Raw genomic sequence first — 16,534 nt, forward strand, 5'->3', positions numbered from 1 at the left:
TCAGATTCCTTGTTCGCTGAGCCACAGGTTCAGGGCCGCCAACTGCCACAGCTTGGAGCCGCGCAGCGGGGTTAGCTGGCCGTGGGGGTTGCTCAGCAGGCGGTCGAGCATGGCCGGGTCGAACAGCCCGCGATCCTGGCTGGGGTCGGTCAGCAGCTCGCGCACCCAGTCCAGGGTGGCGCCTTGCAGGTGCTTGAGGCCGGGAACCGGGAAGTAGCCCTTCTTGCGGTCGATCACCTCATGGGGGATGACCCGGCGCGCCGCCTGCTTGAGCACCTGCTTGCCGCCGTCGGGCAGCTTGAAGCGTGCCGGAATGCGCGCCGACAGCTCCACCAGGCGGTAGTCGAGGAACGGCGTGCGCGCCTCCAGGCCCCAGGCCATGGTCATGTTGTCCACCCGCTTGACCGGGTCGTCCACCAACATCACCGTGCTGTCCAGGCGCAGGGCCTTGTCCACCGCGTCCGGCGCGCCGGGGCGGGCGAAGTGTTCGCGGACGAAGTCGCCGGCCGCGTCGTTGTCCAGGCGCCACGGCGCCTGCACGGTGGCGCGGTATTCGGCGTGGCTGCGGTCGAAGAACGCCTCGCGATAGGCGCCAAAGGCATCCTCGGCACCGTCCACCTGCGGGTACCAGTGGTAGCCGGCGAACAGCTCGTCGGCGCCCTGGCCGCTCTGCACGCCCTTGCAGTGCTTGGCCACCTCCCGCGAGAGCAGGTAGAAGGCGATGCAGTCGTGGCTGACCATCGGCTCGCTCATGGCACGGAAGGCCGCCGGCAACTGCTCGATGATCTCGTGCTCGGCAATGCGCAGCTTGTGGTGGCGGGTGTGGTAGTGCCTGGCGATCAGGTCGGAGTACTGGAACTCGTCGCCGCGCTCGCCGCCAGCGTCCTCGAAACCGATGGAGAAGGTCGACAGGTCGTCCACCCCGGCCTCGCGCAGCAGGCCGACCAGCAGGCTGGAGTCGACGCCGCCGGAGAGCAGCACGCCGACGTCCACCGCGGCGCGCTGGCGGATCGCCACGGCGTCGCGGGTGGCGTCGAGCACGCGGCTGGTCCAGCCCTCCAGGTCGAGCTCGCGCTCGTCCGGGTTCGGGCCGTAGTGCAGTTGCCACCAGGTCTGGCGTTCGACCTCGCCATGGCGGTCGATGCGCATCCAGGTGCCGGGCTCGAGCTTCTGCACATTGGCCAGCAGGGTGCGTGGCGCCGGTACCACGGCGTGGAAGTTCAGGTAGTGGTTCAGTGCCACCGGGTCGATCACCGGGTCGATATCGCCGCCCTTGAGCAGTGCCGGCAGGGTCGAGGCGAAGCGCAGGCGCTCGCCGTTGCGCGACAGGTACAGAGGCTTGACGCCCAGACGGTCGCGGGCCAGGAACAGGCGCTGGTTGTCGCGCTCCCAGATGGCCAGGGCGAACATGCCGTTGAGCTTGGGCAGCAGCGCCGCGCCCCAGGCGTGGTAGCCCTTGAGCAGCACTTCGGTGTCGCCGTCGGACCAGAAGCTGTAGCCCAGGGCCTGCAGTTCCTCGCGCAGTTCGGGGAAGTTGTAGATGGCGCCGTTGAAGGCCAGGGCCAGGCCCAGGGTGCTGTCGACCATGGGCTGGGCCGAGCCGTCGGACAGGTCCATGATCTTCAGGCGCCGATGGCCGAGGGCAATCGCGCCCTGGCTATGGAAGCCCCAGGCGTCGGGGCCGCGGGGCGCCAGGTGGTGGGTGATGCGCTCCACCGCGGCGAGGTCCGCCGGGCGTGGGGCTTGGTCGATGGGGGTGAAACGTAACTCTCCTGCTAATCCGCACATAAGTCCTTACCGGTTTTGCCGTTGGGGAGGTGTGCCGCGAAGGTGGGCACTTAGGTAGGGACCGGGGTAGCTTGTGAGAGTTTTAGATCAATCTGTTATATGTGGTTGTCGGGGACTGGGACCGCTGTGCGGTCCTTTCGCGGCACGAGGCCGCTCCTACAGGAGATCGCGGTCGCCTGTGTAGGAGCGGCCTTGCCGAGGCGTCGGACCGGCCGGAAAGGGGCGCACAGCGCCCCCGGCAATCCCGCTATTTACCGCGAATCAACCGGCGCAACGCGAACCTGTTCGGGTGGCAGGCCTCGGCCACGGCTCGGGGCACCGGCAATGGTTCACCACTGACCCACGCCGCAATCAGCTCCCCGGACAGCGGTGCAGTAATCAATCCCCGCGACCCATGCCCACTGTTCACATACAGCCCCTCCAGCCACTGACAGGCCACATCGGGCACCTGTCGCGCATCCTTGGCCAACATGGCGTAGGCCTGGTTGAACGCCTCGACATCGGCCAGCGGCCCGACGATGGGCAGGTAGTCCGGGCTGGTGCAACGGAACGCTGCCCGACCCTGTAGTTGCGCCGGATCCAGCTCGGCGGTGCGCAGGCGGGTGGCCAGGTCTGCGGAAATATCATCCAGTAGCGCCAGGTTGCCCTGGTGCTCGGCCACGGTCGGCGCCAGGTCCTCGCTGTGGAAGTCGAAGCTGGCGCCCAGGGTGTGCTCATCGCCGCGAGGTGGCGCGACGTAGCCGTCGGCGCAGACCACCGTGCGTAGTTCCTGGCTGGCCACGGTGGCCGGCAGGCGGGTGATCTGCCCGCGAATGCGCTTGAGCGGCAACCCGGCGCAAGCCGGGAAGTCACGGACATCGGCAGCCCCGGCCAGCACCACCAGCGGCGCACTGGCCAGCAGGCGCTCGCCGTCCCAGGCCTGCCACAGACCGTCGGCCTTGCGCAGCGCGATGACGTTGGCATGGCCGAGCAGGCGGATGCGCGGATGGTCCAGCTGCGCCTGGCACAGCGCCGGCGGGTGCACCCAGCCACCCTCGGGGTAGAACAGGCCGCCGCTGGCCAGCGCCACGCCTGCCACGGCTTCGGCCTGTTCGCGGTCGAGCTGGCGCAGCAGGCTGTTGTCGAAGGCGGTCGCCAGCTTGGCCTGGCGTTCGCCTTCCTTGTTGTCGAAGGCCAGTTGCAGCACACCGCAGGCATCCCAGTCCTGGCCACGTTGCAGGTGCTCGAGCCAGCGACGGGTGTAACCGAAGCCGGAAAGGATCATCTGCGACAGGGCGGTGCCATGGGCGGACAGTTTGAGATACAGCACGCCCTGGGGATTGCCCGAGGCCTCCTGGGCCGGCCCGTCGTGACGCTCCAGCACGCTGACCTGCCAACCCCGGGCCGCCAGGCTGCGCGCCGTGGCGCTGCCCGCCAGGCCGGCACCGATCACCAGCGCCTCGCGTGGCCCCGGCAAGGGCGCCGGGCGTGCGTACCAGGGCGCCGCGGGGGCGGCTGGCGCGCCGCTGTAGACGCCATGCATCACCTCCCACTTCTTGCCGATACCGGGCACCTTCTTCATGGTGAAGCCGGCCTCGATCAGCGAGCGGCGGACCCAGCCGGTGGTGGTGAAGGTGCCGAGGGTGGTGCCGGGGTGCGATAGCCGCGCCAACTGGGCGAACAGCTCCGGCGTCCACATGTCGGGGTTCTTCGCCGGGGCGAAGCCGTCGAGAAACCAGGCGTCGATGCGCGCGTCCAGTTGCGGCAGTTGCGCCAGCGCATCGCCGATCATCAGCGTGAGGGTGACGCGGCCGTCATCGAGGCTCAGTTGCTGGAAACCCGGATGGATCGCCACGTACTGATCGAGCAGGGGCCGGGTGAAGGCCGCCAGCGCCGGCCACAGTTGCATGGCGCGCTCCAGGTCGTCGCGGCTCAGGGGGTACTTTTCCACGCTGACGAAATGCAGGCGCGCCTCGGCGTGGGCCAGCTCGGCGAACAGCTGCCAGGCGCAGAAGAAATTCATGCCGGTGCCGAAGCCCGTTTCCCCGATCACCAGGCAGTCCCGCGGCGCCAGCTCGGCGAAGCGCTGGCGCAGGTGGTTCTGCTCGATGAACACGTGCAGGGTCTCGTCGATGCCTTCGTTGACGGCGAAATAGACATCGTCGTATTGCCGGGAGTGGGGGCGGCCCTGGTCGTCCCAGTCGATCTGGGCGTGCAGGGGGAGGGTGGTGTCGGACATGGTCATATTCAAGCCGCAAGTTGCAAGCTTTGAGCTGCAAGAAAAAAGCGAATAGTGGCACGACCTGCTATTTCTTGCAGCTTGAAGCTTGTAGCTTGTAGCAGATCCATTGAAGGAGCCCTCCATGTTCGAATCCGCCGAAATCGGTCACAGCATCGACAAGGACACCTACGAAGCAGAAGTCCCCGCCCTGCGCGAGGCGCTGCTCGAAGCCCAGTACGAACTCAAGCAGCAGGCGCGCTTCCCGGTGATCGTGCTGATCAACGGCATCGAGGGCGCCGGCAAGGGCGAGACGGTCAAGCTGCTCAACGAGTGGATGGACCCGCGACTGATCGAAGTGCGCACCTTCGACCAGCAGACCGACGAGGAACTGGCTCGGCCACCGGCCTGGCGCTACTGGCGGGCGTTGCCGCCGAAAGGGCGGATGGGCGTGTTTTTCGGCAACTGGTACAGCCAGATGCTCGAAGGCCGCGTGCACGGCCAGTTCAAGGATGCCGTGCTCGACCAGGCCATCGCCGGCGCCGAGCGCCTGGAGCAGATGCTCTGCGACGAAGGCGCGCTGATCATCAAGTTCTGGTTCCACCTGTCCAAGAAGCAGATGAAGGCGCGACTCAAGGCGCTCAAGGAAGATCCGCTGCACAACTGGCGCATCAGCCCGCTGGACTGGCAGCAGTCGGAAACCTACGACCGTTTCGTGCGTTTCGGCGAGCGTGTGCTGCGCCGCACCAGCCGCGACTACGCGCCCTGGCATGTGATCGAGGGCGTCGACCCGCACTACCGCAGCCTGGCAGTCGGGCGCATCCTGCTGGAGGGCCTGCAGGCCGCCCTGGCCAACAACCCCAAGGGCAAGCATCAGGGTAACGTCACGCCGCTGGGGCGCAGCATCGACCAGAAGAGCCTGCTCGGCGCCCTGGACATGACCCTGCGCCTGGACAAGCACGACTACCAGGAACAGCTGGTCACCGAACAGGCGCGCCTGGCCGGTCTGCTGCGCGACAAGCGCATGCGCCGCCACGCCCTGGTGGCGGTGTTCGAAGGCAACGACGCGGCCGGCAAGGGCGGGGCGATCCGCCGCGTGGCGGCGGCGCTGGATCCGCGCCAGTACCGCATTGTGCCAATCGCCGCGCCCACCGAGGAAGAGCGTGCCCAGCCATACCTGTGGCGGTTCTGGCGACACATTCCGGCGCGGGGCAAGTTCACCATCTTCGACCGCTCCTGGTATGGCCGGGTGCTGGTGGAGCGGGTCGAGGGCTTCTGCAGCCCGGCGGACTGGATGCGCGCCTATGGCGAGATCAATGACTTCGAGGAGCAGTTGAGCAACGCCGGGGTGGTGGTGGTCAAGTTCTGGCTGGCCATCGACCAGCAGACCCAGCTGGAGCGCTTCGAGGAGCGTGAGCAGATCCCGTTCAAGCGCTACAAGATCACCGAGGAGGACTGGCGCAACCGCGACAAGTGGGACGTCTATTCCGAGGCGGTGGGCGACATGGTCGACCGCACCAGCACCGAGATCGCGCCGTGGACCCTGGTGGAGGCCAACGACAAGCGCTGGGCGCGGGTGAAGGTGCTGCGCACGATCAACCAGGCACTGGAGGCGGCGTTCGCCAAGAGGTAGGAGCGGCCTTGCCGAGGCGTCGGACCGGCCGGAAAGGGCCGCAAGGCGGCCCCAGGATCGGCGTTTACCCATGGATTGCCGGGGCCGCTACGCGCCCCATTCGCGGCACAAGGCCGCTCCTACAGTGACGGTGTCAGCCCTGCTGGGGTAATCAGACATGCATCCAGGGAATGACCTGATGAAATCTTTTCCCGCCACACGTTCCCCGCCAAGCCCGTAGACTGCACCTTCCCCCACCAAGGCTCGACTCGAGGACACCATGCACATTTCTTCCGGACGCTGGGTCCAGGGCCTTCTGCTGGCGCTGTTGACCGCGTTGCTCTGGGGCATCCTGCCGATCAAGCTCAAGCAGGTGCTGCAGGTGATGGACCCGGTAACCGTCACCTGGTACCGCCTGAGCGTTTCCGGCGGCCTGTTGTTCGCCTGGCTGGCGGCCAATCGGCGGCTGCCGTCGTTCAGTCGTCTTGGAATGAAGGGCAAGGGCCTGGTGGCCGTCGCGGTGGCCGGCCTGGTCGGCAACTATGTGCTGTACCTGGTCGGCCTCAACCTGCTCAGCCCCGGCACCGCGCAACTGGTCGTGCAGCTGGGGCCGGTGCTGTTGCTGGTGGCCAGCGTGTTCGTGTTCAAGGAGCGTTTCAGCCTGGGGCAGGGCCTGGGCCTGCTGGTGCTGCTGGCGGGATTCGGGCTGTTCTTCAACCAGCGCCTGGAAGAGCTGCTCACATCACTTGGCACCTACACCACCGGCGTGCTGACCATTATCCTGGCGACCAGCATCTGGGTGTTCTATGCCTTGAGCCAGAAGCAACTGCTGACGGTGTGGAACTCGCAGCAGGTGATGATGGTGATCTACCTGTGCTGCGCACTGCTGCTCACGCCCTGGGTGCATCCGCTGGAGGTGTTGCAGCTCAGCCCGTTGCAGGGCTGGTTGCTGCTGGCCTGCTGCCTGAACACGCTGGTGGCCTATGGCGCGTTCGCCGAGGCGCTGGCACATTGGGAGGCCTCGCGGGTCAGCGCGACCCTGGCACTGACGCCGCTGGTGACGTTCGTCGCGGTGGCGCTGGCGGCCTGGCTGTGGCCGGATTACGTGCATGCCGAGCAGATCAATGGCCTGGGCTATGTCGGGGCGGTGACGGTGGTGCTGGGGTCGGCATTAGTGGCGTTGGGGCCGTCGCTGATCGCGGGGTGGAGAGCGAAGAGCCAGGCTCAATAACCCTCGCGGTACCTGTAGGAGCGGCCTTGTGCCGCGAAAGGGCTGCGCAGCAGCCCCGGCGATCTTTGTATTAAATGCCGAATCCTGGGGCTGCTGCGCAGCCCTTTCGCGGCACAAGGCCGCTCCTACAGGTGATGAGTCAGCCTTTCCCGCCAGGCGCCAGCATGTTCTCCGGCCTTACCCACTGGTCGAACTGCTCGTTGGTCAGGTACTTCAGCTCCAGCGCCGCCTCGCGCAGGGTCTTGCCCTCGCTGTAGGCCTTCTTGGCGATTTCCGCCGCCTTGTCGTAACCGATATGCGGATTCAGCGCCGTCACCAGCATCAGCCCGCGCTCCAGGTGCGCGGCCATCTGCCCGGCATCCGGCTCGATACCGGCCACACAGTGCTGCTGGAAGTTGCGACAGCCATCGGCCAGCAGCTCGATCGACTGCAGCAGGTTGTGGATGATCACCGGCTTGAACACGTTCAGCTGCAGATGGCCCTGGCTTGCGGCAAAGCCGATCGCCGCGTCGTTGCCCAGCACCTGGCAGGCCAGCATCGACAGTGCCTCGCACTGGGTCGGGTTGACCTTGCCGGGCATGATCGAGCTGCCCGGCTCGTTGGCCGGCAGGCGCACCTCGGCAAGCCCCGCGCGCGGGCCGGAGCCCAGCAGGCGCAGGTCGTTGGCGATCTTCATCAGGGCCACGGCCAGGGTCTTCAGCGCGCCGGCCAGGCTGGTCAGCGGCTCGTGTCCGGCGAGGGCGGCGAACTTGTTCGGCGCGGTGACGAACGGCAGGCCGGACAGCGCCGCCAGCTCCGCGGCGATGGCTTCGGCGAAACCGTGCGGGGCGTTGAGGCCGGTACCCACGGCGGTGCCGCCCTGGGCCAGCTCGCAGACCGCCGGCAGCGTCGCGCGGATGGCGCGCTGGGCGTAGTCGAGCTGGGCGACGAAGGCCGAGACCTCCTGGCCGAAGGTGATCGGCGTCGCGTCCATCATGTGCGTGCGCCCGGTCTTGACCAGGTGCGTGTGGCGCGCCGACAGTTCGGCCAGCCCCCCCGACAGCTCGGTGATCGCCGGCAGCAGTCGTTCATGCACGGCCTGGACGGCGGCGATGTGCATGGCGGTGGGGAAGCAGTCGTTGGAGCTCTGTGAGCGGTTGACGTGATCGTTGGGGTGCACTGGCAGCTTGCCGCCGCGACCCTTGCCGGCCAGTTCGTTGGCGCGTCCGGCGATCACCTCGTTGACGTTCATGTTGCTCTGGGTGCCGCTGCCGGTCTGCCACACCACCAGCGGGAACTGCTCGTCGTGGTCGCCGGCAAGCACTTCGTCGGCGGCCTGCTCGATCAGCCGGGCGATGTCGGCGGGCAGGTCGCCGTTGCGGTCGTTGACCCGGGCAGCGGCTTTCTTGACCAGCGCCAGGGCGTGCAGCACCGCCAGCGGCATGCGCTCCTTGCCGATGGCGAAGTTGATCAGCGAACGCTGGGTCTGCGCACCCCAGTAGGCGTCCTCTGGAACTTCGACCGGGCCCAGGCTGTCTGTCTCGATACGGCTCATGCTGCGCTCACTCCTTTGTAGTCAGAAATCGCAGTTTAGGCCCTGATTCGACACAGCGGTTCAGTCGCTCGTCGTGCCACTTGAGCACTTCGCCATCACGGCGCAGAATGCTCTACCCTGAGGTACTCGCCTCCCTTTCTTGAAGGAAATGCAATGACCCGTCTTCGTGTCCTCTTTGCCGCCGTTGCCCTGGCCTGCGCCAGCGGCCAGGTACTCGCCGCCACCGCGAGCCACAATGCCGCCGCCGAGAAATTCCTGACCCTGGCCAATGCCGACAAGCTGGGCACCCCGGTGTACATGCAGGTCCAGCAGATGTTCGCCCAGCGTTTCGAACAGACCAAGGCGCCGGCTGCCAAGAAAACCGTGCTCGACAGCTACCAGGCCAAGGCCAACGCCGCCCTGGACAACGCCATCGGCTGGAAGAAGCTCAAGCCGAAGATGGTCGACCTGTACACCGCGACCTTCACCGAGGCCGAGCTGAACGACCTGGTCAAGTTCTACGAGTCGCCGCTGGGCAAGAAAGTCCTGCGCGAGATGCCCAAGGTCACCCAGCAGTCGGCCCAGCTGACCCAGCAGAGCCTGGAACCGGCGGTGCCGGTGGTCAACAAGCTGCTCGACGACATGACCAAGGAACTCGACCCGAGCGCCGGCAAGGCAGCCGCTCCGGCGAAGAAGTGAGCCTGACGCGATGAACATGCAGCAACGCATCGAACAGCAGCTGGCGCCGCTGGGCACCGACCACCTCGAAGTGCGCAACGAAAGCCACATGCACAGCCGTGGCCAGGAAACGCACTACAAGGCGGTGCTGGTCAGCGAGCAGTTCGCCGGGCTGAACAGCGTCAAGCGCCACCAGAAGGTCTACGCCACCATGGGTGAGCTGATGGGCGAGATCCACGCCCTGGCGATCCACACCTACACGCCCGAGGAATGGGCGGCAGTCGGCGCGGCACCAGCCTCGCCGGTGTGCGCCGGCGGCGGGCACTGAATCCTTTCCGTCGTTCTGGTACAATCTCGCAAAATCCGGGGGCTGCTTTGCAGCCCTTTCGCGGCACAAGGCCGCTCCTACAGGAGTATGCAGTTCCCTGTAGGAGCGGCCTTGTGCCGCGAAAGGGGCGCAAAGCGCCCCCATGCTTTTTATGTCAAACCCGGTCCGCCCCTTACGAGGGCAACCACCAGGAGTTTCAGATTCATGACCCAACCGATCGTCGTGGCGGCGCTGTACAAGTTCGTCACCCTGGAAGACTACGTCGAACTGCGCGAGCCGCTGCTCAAGGCCATGGCCGACAACGGCGTCAAAGGCACCCTGCTGCTGGCTAACGAAGGCATCAACGGCACGGTCTCGGCCACCCGTGAAGGCATCGACGCGCTGCTGGCCTGGCTGCGCAGCGACCCACGCCTGGTGGATGTCGACCACAAAGAGTCGTATTGCGACGAGCAGCCGTTCTACCGCACCAAGGTCAAGCTCAAGAAAGAGATCGTCACCCTCGGCGTGCCGGGCGTGGACCCGAACAAGGCGGTCGGCACCTACGTCGATCCGAAAGACTGGAACGCATTGATCAGCGACCCGGAAGTGCTGCTGATCGACACCCGCAACGACTACGAAGTGGCCATCGGCACCTTCAAGGGCGCCATCGACCCGAAGACCGAGACCTTCCGCGAGTTCCCCGACTACATCAAGGCCAACTTCGACCCGAGCAAGCACAAGAAGGTCGCCATGTTCTGCACCGGTGGCATCCGCTGCGAGAAGGCCTCCAGCTACATGCTCGGTGAGGGCTATGAAGCCGTCTATCATCTTAAGGGCGGCATCCTGAAATACTTCGAGGAAGTAGCCCAGGAAGAAAGCCTCTGGGACGGCGACTGCTTCGTCTTCGACAACCGGGTCACCGTGCGTCACGACCTGAGCGAGGGCGAGTACGACCAATGCCATGCCTGCCGCCACCCGATCGACGTGAAGGACCGGGAGTCGGAACACTATTCGCCAGGCGTGAGCTGCCCGCATTGCTGGGACAGCCTGAGCGAGAAGACCCGGCGCAGCGCCATCGACCGCCAGAAGCAGATCGAACTGGCCAAGGCGCGCAACCAGCCACACCCGATCGGCTACAACTACAAAGCCGAGGCCTGATGCATGTCCGCACGCCTGCTCTATGTGATGGACCCGATGTGTTCCTGGTGCTGGGGTTTCGCCCCGGTGGCCGAGGCGCTGATCGCCCAGGCGCGTGAGGCGGGTGTCGTCACCCGCCTGGTGCCCGGTGGCCTGCGCAGCGGCGGCAGCGCCCTGGATGCCTCGACCCGCAAGTACATCCTCGAGCACTGGCAGGCGGTGCATGACGCCACCGGGCAGCCGTTCCGCTTCGACGGCGCGATGCCCGACGGCTTTGTTTACGACACCGAGCCTGCGTGCCGCGCATTGGTCGCGGCGCGTGAGCTGGACGACAAGCGGGCCTGGACGCTGCTCAAGCTGATCCAGCGCTCGTTCTACGAGCAGGGGCTCGATGTCACCCGCGCCCCGCAGCTGGTGGAGCTGGCCGAACAGGCCGGTTTCGACCGCGAGTCGTTCTCGCAGTGCTTCACCAATGCCGATACCCGCGCCGCCACCAGCGCCGACTTCGGCTGGGTACAGGACCTGGGCATCGCCGGTTTCCCCACGCTGCTGGCCGAGCGCAATGGTCAGCTGGCCCTGCTGACCAACGGCTACCAGTCGCTGGACAGCCTGCAGCCGCTGCTCGGCCGCTGGCTGCAGCAGGCCGCCTGTGCTTGACCTGCCAGGGTCGCCAGACCCTGTGCCAGGGAAGTCCCCCGCTGTGCCTGATCGCCTGAGCTGGGCGGAAATCCGCCGCCTGGCCCTGCACCACAAGAAGGCTTTGTGGACTGCCAACCTGGTAGCCGTGCTCGCCGCCCTGTGCAGTGTGCCGATCCCGTTGCTGCTGCCGCTGCTGGTGGACGAAGTGCTGCTGGGCCATGGTGACGCCGCGCTTAAGTGGATGAACAACTTCCTGCCCGCTGGCTGGCAGGTGGCCGCGGGCTATATCGGCCTGATGCTCTGCGCCACCTTGGGCCTGCGCCTGGCGGCGCTGGCGTTCAACGTGGTCCAGGCCAAGCTGTTCGCCGGCCTGGCCAAGGACATCGTCTACCGCCTGCGTATCCGCCTGATCGAGCGGCTCAAGCGCATTTCGCTCAAGGAATATGAAAGCCTGGGCAGCGGTACGGTGACCACCCACCTGGTCACCGACCTGGACACCCTCGACAAGTTCGTCGGCGAAACCCTCAGCCGCTTCCTGGTGGCGGTGCTGACGCTGACCGGCACCGCCGCCATCCTGATCTGGATGCACTGGCAGCTGGCGCTGCTGATCCTGCTGTTCAACCCGCTGGTGATCTTCTTCACCGTGCAGTTGGGCAAGCGCGTCAAGCACCTGAAGAAACTCGAGAACGACAGCACCGCGCGCTTCACCCAGGCGCTGACCGAGACCCTCGATGCGATCCAGGAAATCCGTGCCGGCAACCGCCAGGGCTATTTCCTCGGTCGCCTTGGCCTGCGTGCCCGCGAGGTGCGCGACTACGCGGTGGCCTCGCAGTGGAAGAGCGATGCCAGTGGCCGGGCCAGTGGCCTGTTGTTCCAGTTCGGCATCGACATCTTCCGTGCCGCGGCGATGCTCACCGTGTTGTTCTCCGACTTGTCGATCGGCCAGATGCTGGCGGTGTTCAGCTACCTGTGGTTCATGATCGGCCCGGTGGAGCAGTTGCTGAACCTGCAATATGCCTACTACGCCGCCGGAGGCGCGCTGAGCCGCTTGAACGAGCTACTGGCGCGGGCCGACGAGCCGCAGTACCCCGCGGGCAGCGACCCGTTCGCCGGGCGCGAGACGGTCGGCATCGAGGTGCGCGACCTGCGCTTCGCCTACGCCGACGAGCCGGTGCTGGATCAGCTGAACCTGTCCATCGCCCCGGGCGAGAAGGTCGCCATCGTCGGCGCCAGTGGCGGTGGCAAGAGCACCCTTGTGCAACTGTTGCTGGGGTTGTACAGCGCCCAGGCCGGGACCATTCGCTTCGGCGGCGCCAGCCTGCAGGAGATCGGCCTGGAGACCCTGCGCGAGCATGTCGCGGTGGTGCTGCAGCACCCGTCGCTGTTCAACGACAGCGTGCGCGCCAACCTGACCATGGGCCGCGATTGCAGTGATGATGCCTGCTGGCAGGCACTGCGCATTGCCCAGCTGGACGCCACCATCGCCGCGCTGCCCCAGGGCCTGGACAGCATCGTCGGGCGCTCCGGCGTGCGCCTGTCCGGCGGCCAGCGTCAGCGCCTGGCGATCGCCCGCATGGTGTTGGCCGAGCCCAAGGTGGTCATCCTCGACGAGGCCACCTCGGCGCTGGACGCCGCCACCGAGTACAACCTGCACCTGGCCCTGGCGCGCTTCCTCAGCGGCCGCACCACGCTGATCATCGCCCACCGCCTGTCGGCGGTGAAGCAGGCCGACCGCGTGCTGGTGTTCGACGGCGGCCATGTGGCCGAGGACGGCGGCCACCAGCAACTGATCGCCGAGGGCGGCCTGTACGCCAAGCTTTACGGTCACCTGCAGCAGACCTGAGCCACCTACGTCCATGTAGGAGCGGCCTCGTGCCGCGAAAGGGCCGCAGAGCGGCCCCCGGCGATCTTGTGGGGCTGCTGCGCAGCCCTTTCGCGGCACAAGGCCGCTCCTACAGGTGCTGCGCCCCTTTCCCCGTCATCAAAAACCACGCCACAGGCATGGCAAATGGCCTACGCTGTGCTTGTCTAGGTCGATTCGTGCCTTATCTGCCGCCATGACAGGGATTACATGAAGGGAAATCGGACTCTCGAAGCGCCAAGGCTGCTGGGTATCATCTGGCCCTTCGTCGCCGTTGTGGTTTTCCAGGTACTGCTGGGCAGTCTGAGCCTTTATGCATTGTCCGCCGTGCGCGCCTACGTGGCGGGCGAGAGCCTGTGGTCCAAGGCACAGAAGGACGCCATCTATTACCTCAACCTCTACGCCGACGACCGCGATCCGCTGACCTATGCCCGCTACCGCCGGGCGATCCTGGTACCCCAGGGCGATCACAACCTGCGCCTGGCCCTGGACCGACCTGAACCGGACCTGGAGGCAGCGCGCCAGGGTGTGCTGCAGGGTGGCAACCATCCCGAGGACGTCGCCCGGATCATCTGGTTCTATCGCAATTTCCGGCATATCAGCTATATGGAAACCGCCATCGATTACTGGGACATCGGTGACGATTACCTGCGCCAGCTCGACGTGCTGGCCCAGCAGATGCGCGAAGGCTTCGCCGGCGGCGTGATCGACCCGCACCAGGTGGCCAACTGGAAGGCGCGCATCGTCGCCATCAATGACGGCGTGACCCCCGCCGCCAAGGCCTTCAGCGATGCCCTGGGCGAAGGCTCGCGGATGCTGCTCAAGGTGCTGATGCTGACCAACCTGGCCACCGCGCTGTTCCTGATCGCCATGGCCTGGCGGCGTTCAAGCAAGCTGCTGGCCCAGCGCCAGGCGTTCGCCAGCGCGCTGCAGGAGGAGAAGGAGCGGGCGCAGATCACCCTGGAGTCGATCGGCGATGCGGTGATCACCGCCGATGTCGATGGTTGCATCAGCTACATGAACCCGGCCGCCGAGCAGTTGACCCACTGGCAGGCGGTGCAGGCCCAGGGCCTGCCGCTGGCGGCGCTGTTCAGTCTGTTGGACGAGAATGCCGAGGGCGACAGCCTGACGCTGGTCGAGCAGGTGCTCAGCGGCAGCCTCAAGGGCGGCGCCGAGCATGCCCGGCTGATCCAGCGCCTGGACGGCAGTACGGTGTCGGTCAACCTGGTGGGCTCGCCCATTCTTACCGAGGGGCAGGTCAGTGGCATCGTGGTGGTGCTGCACGACATGACCCAGGAGCGCCAGTACATCGCCAACCTGTCCTGGCAGGCCACTCACGACGCCCTGACCGGGCTGGCCAACCGCCGCGAGTTCGAATACCGCCTGGAGCAGGCGCTCAACGGCCTGGCCCGCCAGGCCGGGCGCCATTCGCTGATGTTCCTCGACCTCGACCAGTTCAAGCTGGTCAACGATACCTGCGGCCATGCCGCCGGCGACGAGCTGCTGCGGCATATCTGCGCGGTACTGCAGTCGGGCCTGCGCGAGGGTGACACCCTGGCGCGCCTGGGCGGCGACGAGTTCGGCGTGCTCCTGGAGAACTGCCCGCCGGAGCAGGCCGAGCGGATTGCCGAGCAGTTACGCCAGGCCGTGCAGAGCCTGCATTTCGTGTGGAAGGGGCGCCCCTTCGTGACCACGGTCAGCCTCGGCCTGGTGCACATCGCCCAGGTGCCCAGCACCCTGGAGGCGTCGTTGCGTGCGGCGGACATGGCCTGCTACATGGCCAAGGAGAAGGGCCGCAACCGGGTCCAGGTGTATCACGCCGACGACAGCGAATTGTCCATGCGCTTTGGCGAGATGGCCTGGATCCAGCGATTGCACGTGGCGCTGGAGGAAAACCGCTTCTGCCTCTACGCCCAGGAGATCGCCCCCCTGCACCCCCACGAGAGCCCCGGGCATATCGAGATTCTCCTGCGCCTGCACGACGAAAGCGGGCGCACCATCCTGCCCGACAGTTTCATCCCCGCAGCGGAGCGCTATGGCCTGATGACCGCGCTCGACCGTTGGGTGGTGCGCAGCGTGTTCCAGGTAATCCGCCAGTGCCTGGACGAAGGTCGGGAGGGGCCCTTGGCGATGTGCGCCATCAATTTATCGGGCTCGAGCATCGGCGACGACAAGTTCCTCGAGTACCTGCAACGGCTGTTCAGCGAGTTCGACATCCCGCCACGGCTGATCTGTTTTGAAATTACCGAAACCAGCGCCATCGCCAATCTGGGCAGCGCGATCCGATTCATCAATGAATTGAAAGGACTGGGCTGCAGATTCTCCCTCGACGACTTCTGCGCCGGAATGTCGTCATTCGCCTATTTGAAGCATTTGCCTGTAGACTTCCTGAAGATCGACGGAAGTTTCGTCAAAGACATGCTCGATGACCCGATCAACCGGGCGATGGTCGAAGTGATCAATCACATCGGTCACGTCATGGGCAAGCGGACCATTGCCGAGTTCGTCGAGACGCCGCTGATCGAGCAGGCTTTGCAGGAGATCGGCGTGGACTACGCCCAGGGATACCTCATCGAACGCCCGCAGGTCTTCACCTGCGACAGCCTGCAGCGCCAACGGATTGCCGCGAGGCCCCTTCTGCACCGGGCGCCGGGGACCTTTCGCTGAACAACGCCCGGAAATCACAGGGAATCAAGGAGCTGACAGTGATCGACGCGTTCGTAAGGATCGGACCATTGATGGATCCGGCCAGTTATCCGCAGTGGGCCCAACAACTGATAGAGGATTGCCGCGAAAGCAAGCGCCGGGTGGTGGAGCATGAGTTCTACCAGCGACTGCGCGATGGCCAGCTCAAGCAGTCGACCATCCGCCAGTACCTGATCGGCGGCTGGCCGGTGGTCGAGCAGTTCTCCCTCTACATGGCCCACAACCTGACCAAGACCCGCTACGCCCGACACCCCGGCGAAGACATGGCGCGTCGCTGGCTGATGCGCAACATCCGGGTCGAGCTCAACCATGCCGACTACTGGGTGCACTGGTGCCAGGCGCACGGCGTCCATCTGCATGAGCTGCAGTCCCAGGAGGTGCCGCCAGAGCTCAATGGCCTCAACGACTGGTGCTGGCGGGTGTGCGCCACGGAGTCGCTGGCCATCGCCATGGCGGCCACCAATTACGCCATCGAAGGTGCCACCGGCGAGTGGTCGGCGGTGGTCTGCGCCGAGGACACCTACGCCCAGGGTTTCCCCGAGGACACCCGCAAGCGCGCGATGAAGTGGCTGAAGATGCATGCGCAGTACGATGACGCGCACCCGTGGGAGGCGCTGGAGATCATCTGCACCCTGGCAGGCGAGAGCCCGACGCTGGGGCTGCGTACCGAGCTGCGTCGGGCGATCTGCAAGAGCTACGACTGCATGTTCCTGTTCCTGGAGCGTTGCATGCAACTCGAAGGGCGCCAGCAGGGGCGTCTGCGCCCGGCATTGGCGGCGGGCTGAGGATAGTCGTTGGATTTGCAGGCCTATTCGCCGGCAAACCGCACACTCAATGAACTTGCACGTTCGCTGTAGGAGCGGCC

Annotated in this window: 12 protein-coding genes; 9 read left to right on the top strand and 3 right to left on the bottom strand. The window is 66.0% G+C overall.

Annotation, left to right across the window (positions count from 1 at the left end; translation table 11 throughout):
• Complete coding sequence (locus PRtIB026_RS10190) at nt 1–1,788, bottom strand: N-acetylglutaminylglutamine amidotransferase (RefSeq protein WP_203647642.1); 1,788 nt, start codon at nt 1,786–1,788, stop codon at nt 1–3.
• Nucleotides 1,789–2,035: 247 nt separating this feature from the next.
• Complete coding sequence (gene mnmC / locus PRtIB026_RS10195) at nt 2,036–4,006, bottom strand: bifunctional tRNA (5-methylaminomethyl-2-thiouridine)(34)-methyltransferase MnmD/FAD-dependent 5-carboxymethylaminomethyl-2-thiouridine(34) oxidoreductase MnmC (RefSeq protein ID WP_203647641.1); 1,971 nt, start codon at nt 4,004–4,006, stop codon at nt 2,036–2,038.
• A 124-nt stretch (nt 4,007–4,130) separates the two neighbouring features.
• Between mnmC and pap the strand changes: the two genes are divergently transcribed.
• Together pap and PRtIB026_RS10205 are read left to right on the top strand one after the other, a co-directional pair.
• A complete protein-coding gene (gene pap / locus PRtIB026_RS10200; RefSeq protein ID WP_203647640.1) occupies nt 4,131–5,618 on the top strand; it encodes a polyphosphate:AMP phosphotransferase in 1,488 nt (495 codons plus the stop codon).
• A 259-nt stretch (nt 5,619–5,877) separates the two neighbouring features.
• The gene (locus PRtIB026_RS10205; RefSeq protein WP_203647639.1) at nt 5,878–6,828 is read left to right on the top strand and encodes a DMT family transporter; all 951 of its coding nucleotides are present in this window, start codon (nt 5,878–5,880) and stop codon (nt 6,826–6,828) included.
• 139 nt (nt 6,829–6,967) lie between these two features.
• Here PRtIB026_RS10205 and PRtIB026_RS10210 read toward each other — a convergent pair whose 3' ends face one another.
• A complete protein-coding gene (locus PRtIB026_RS10210; RefSeq protein ID WP_232856440.1) occupies nt 6,968–8,362 on the bottom strand; it encodes a class II fumarate hydratase in 1,395 nt (464 codons plus the stop codon).
• A gap of 153 nt (nt 8,363–8,515) precedes the next feature.
• On the opposite strand from PRtIB026_RS10210, the gene PRtIB026_RS10215 reads away from it, so the two are divergent.
• The 7 genes from PRtIB026_RS10215 (at nt 8,516) to PRtIB026_RS10245 (ending at nt 16,454) form a co-directional block, all read left to right on the top strand.
• Nucleotides 8,516–9,040 (top strand): DUF2059 domain-containing protein, encoded by a 525-nt coding sequence (locus tag PRtIB026_RS10215; protein ID WP_050704598.1) that lies wholly within the window; start codon nt 8,516–8,518, stop codon nt 9,038–9,040.
• Nucleotides 9,041–9,050: 10 nt separating this feature from the next.
• The gene (locus PRtIB026_RS10220) at nt 9,051–9,347 is read left to right on the top strand and encodes a BolA family protein (RefSeq protein WP_203647638.1); all 297 of its coding nucleotides are present in this window, start codon (nt 9,051–9,053) and stop codon (nt 9,345–9,347) included.
• Between the two features lie 204 nt (nt 9,348–9,551).
• Nucleotides 9,552–10,484, top strand: coding sequence for a rhodanese-related sulfurtransferase (locus tag PRtIB026_RS10225; RefSeq protein ID WP_110736504.1), 933 nt, complete (start codon nt 9,552–9,554; stop codon nt 10,482–10,484).
• Between the two features lie 3 nt (nt 10,485–10,487).
• Nucleotides 10,488–11,120, top strand: coding sequence for a DsbA family protein (locus tag PRtIB026_RS10230; protein ID WP_110736506.1), 633 nt, complete (start codon nt 10,488–10,490; stop codon nt 11,118–11,120).
• Nucleotides 11,113–12,945, top strand: coding sequence for an ABC transporter ATP-binding protein (locus PRtIB026_RS10235; RefSeq protein WP_203647637.1), 1,833 nt, complete (start codon nt 11,113–11,115; stop codon nt 12,943–12,945). The genes PRtIB026_RS10230 and PRtIB026_RS10235 overlap by 8 nt, the downstream gene beginning before the upstream one ends.
• Before the next feature lie 228 nt (nt 12,946–13,173).
• On the top strand, nt 13,174–15,630 hold the full coding sequence (locus PRtIB026_RS10240) for an EAL domain-containing protein (protein WP_203647636.1): 2,457 nt from the start codon (nt 13,174–13,176) through the stop codon (nt 15,628–15,630).
• A gap of 38 nt (nt 15,631–15,668) precedes the next feature.
• Complete coding sequence (locus PRtIB026_RS10245; RefSeq protein WP_203647635.1) at nt 15,669–16,454, top strand: TenA family transcriptional regulator; 786 nt, start codon at nt 15,669–15,671, stop codon at nt 16,452–16,454.
• Nucleotides 16,455–16,534: the final 80 nt, after the last annotated feature.

It is taken from the genome of Pseudomonas sp. RtIB026 (assembly GCF_016861355.2).
GTDB classification, from domain to species: Bacteria; Pseudomonadota; Gammaproteobacteria; order Pseudomonadales; family Pseudomonadaceae; genus Aquipseudomonas; species Aquipseudomonas peradeniyensis.

Excerpts from the sequence above, each read along its gene's own strand:
- PRtIB026_RS10215 (WP_050704598.1), top strand. The coding sequence starts at position 8,516 with ATGACCCGTCTTCGTGTCCTCTTTGCCGCCGTTGCCCTGGCCTGCGCC.
- PRtIB026_RS10205 (WP_203647639.1), top strand. The coding sequence starts at position 5,878 with ATGCACATTTCTTCCGGACGCTGGGTCCAGGGCCTTCTGCTGGCGCTG.
- PRtIB026_RS10220 (WP_203647638.1), top strand. The coding sequence starts at position 9,051 with ATGAACATGCAGCAACGCATCGAACAGCAGCTGGCGCCGCTGGGCACC.
- PRtIB026_RS10240 (WP_203647636.1), top strand. The coding sequence starts at position 13,174 with ATGAAGGGAAATCGGACTCTCGAAGCGCCAAGGCTGCTGGGTATCATC.
- mnmC (WP_203647641.1), bottom strand. The coding sequence starts at position 4,006 with ATGTCCGACACCACCCTCCCCCTGCACGCCCAGATCGACTGGGACGAC.
- PRtIB026_RS10225 (WP_110736504.1), top strand. The coding sequence starts at position 9,552 with ATGACCCAACCGATCGTCGTGGCGGCGCTGTACAAGTTCGTCACCCTG.
- PRtIB026_RS10230 (WP_110736506.1), top strand. The coding sequence starts at position 10,488 with ATGTCCGCACGCCTGCTCTATGTGATGGACCCGATGTGTTCCTGGTGC.
- PRtIB026_RS10210 (WP_232856440.1), bottom strand. The coding sequence starts at position 8,362 with ATGAGCCGTATCGAGACAGACAGCCTGGGCCCGGTCGAAGTTCCAGAG.
- PRtIB026_RS10190 (WP_203647642.1), bottom strand. The coding sequence starts at position 1,788 with ATGTGCGGATTAGCAGGAGAGTTACGTTTCACCCCCATCGACCAAGCC.
- pap (WP_203647640.1), top strand. The coding sequence starts at position 4,131 with ATGTTCGAATCCGCCGAAATCGGTCACAGCATCGACAAGGACACCTAC.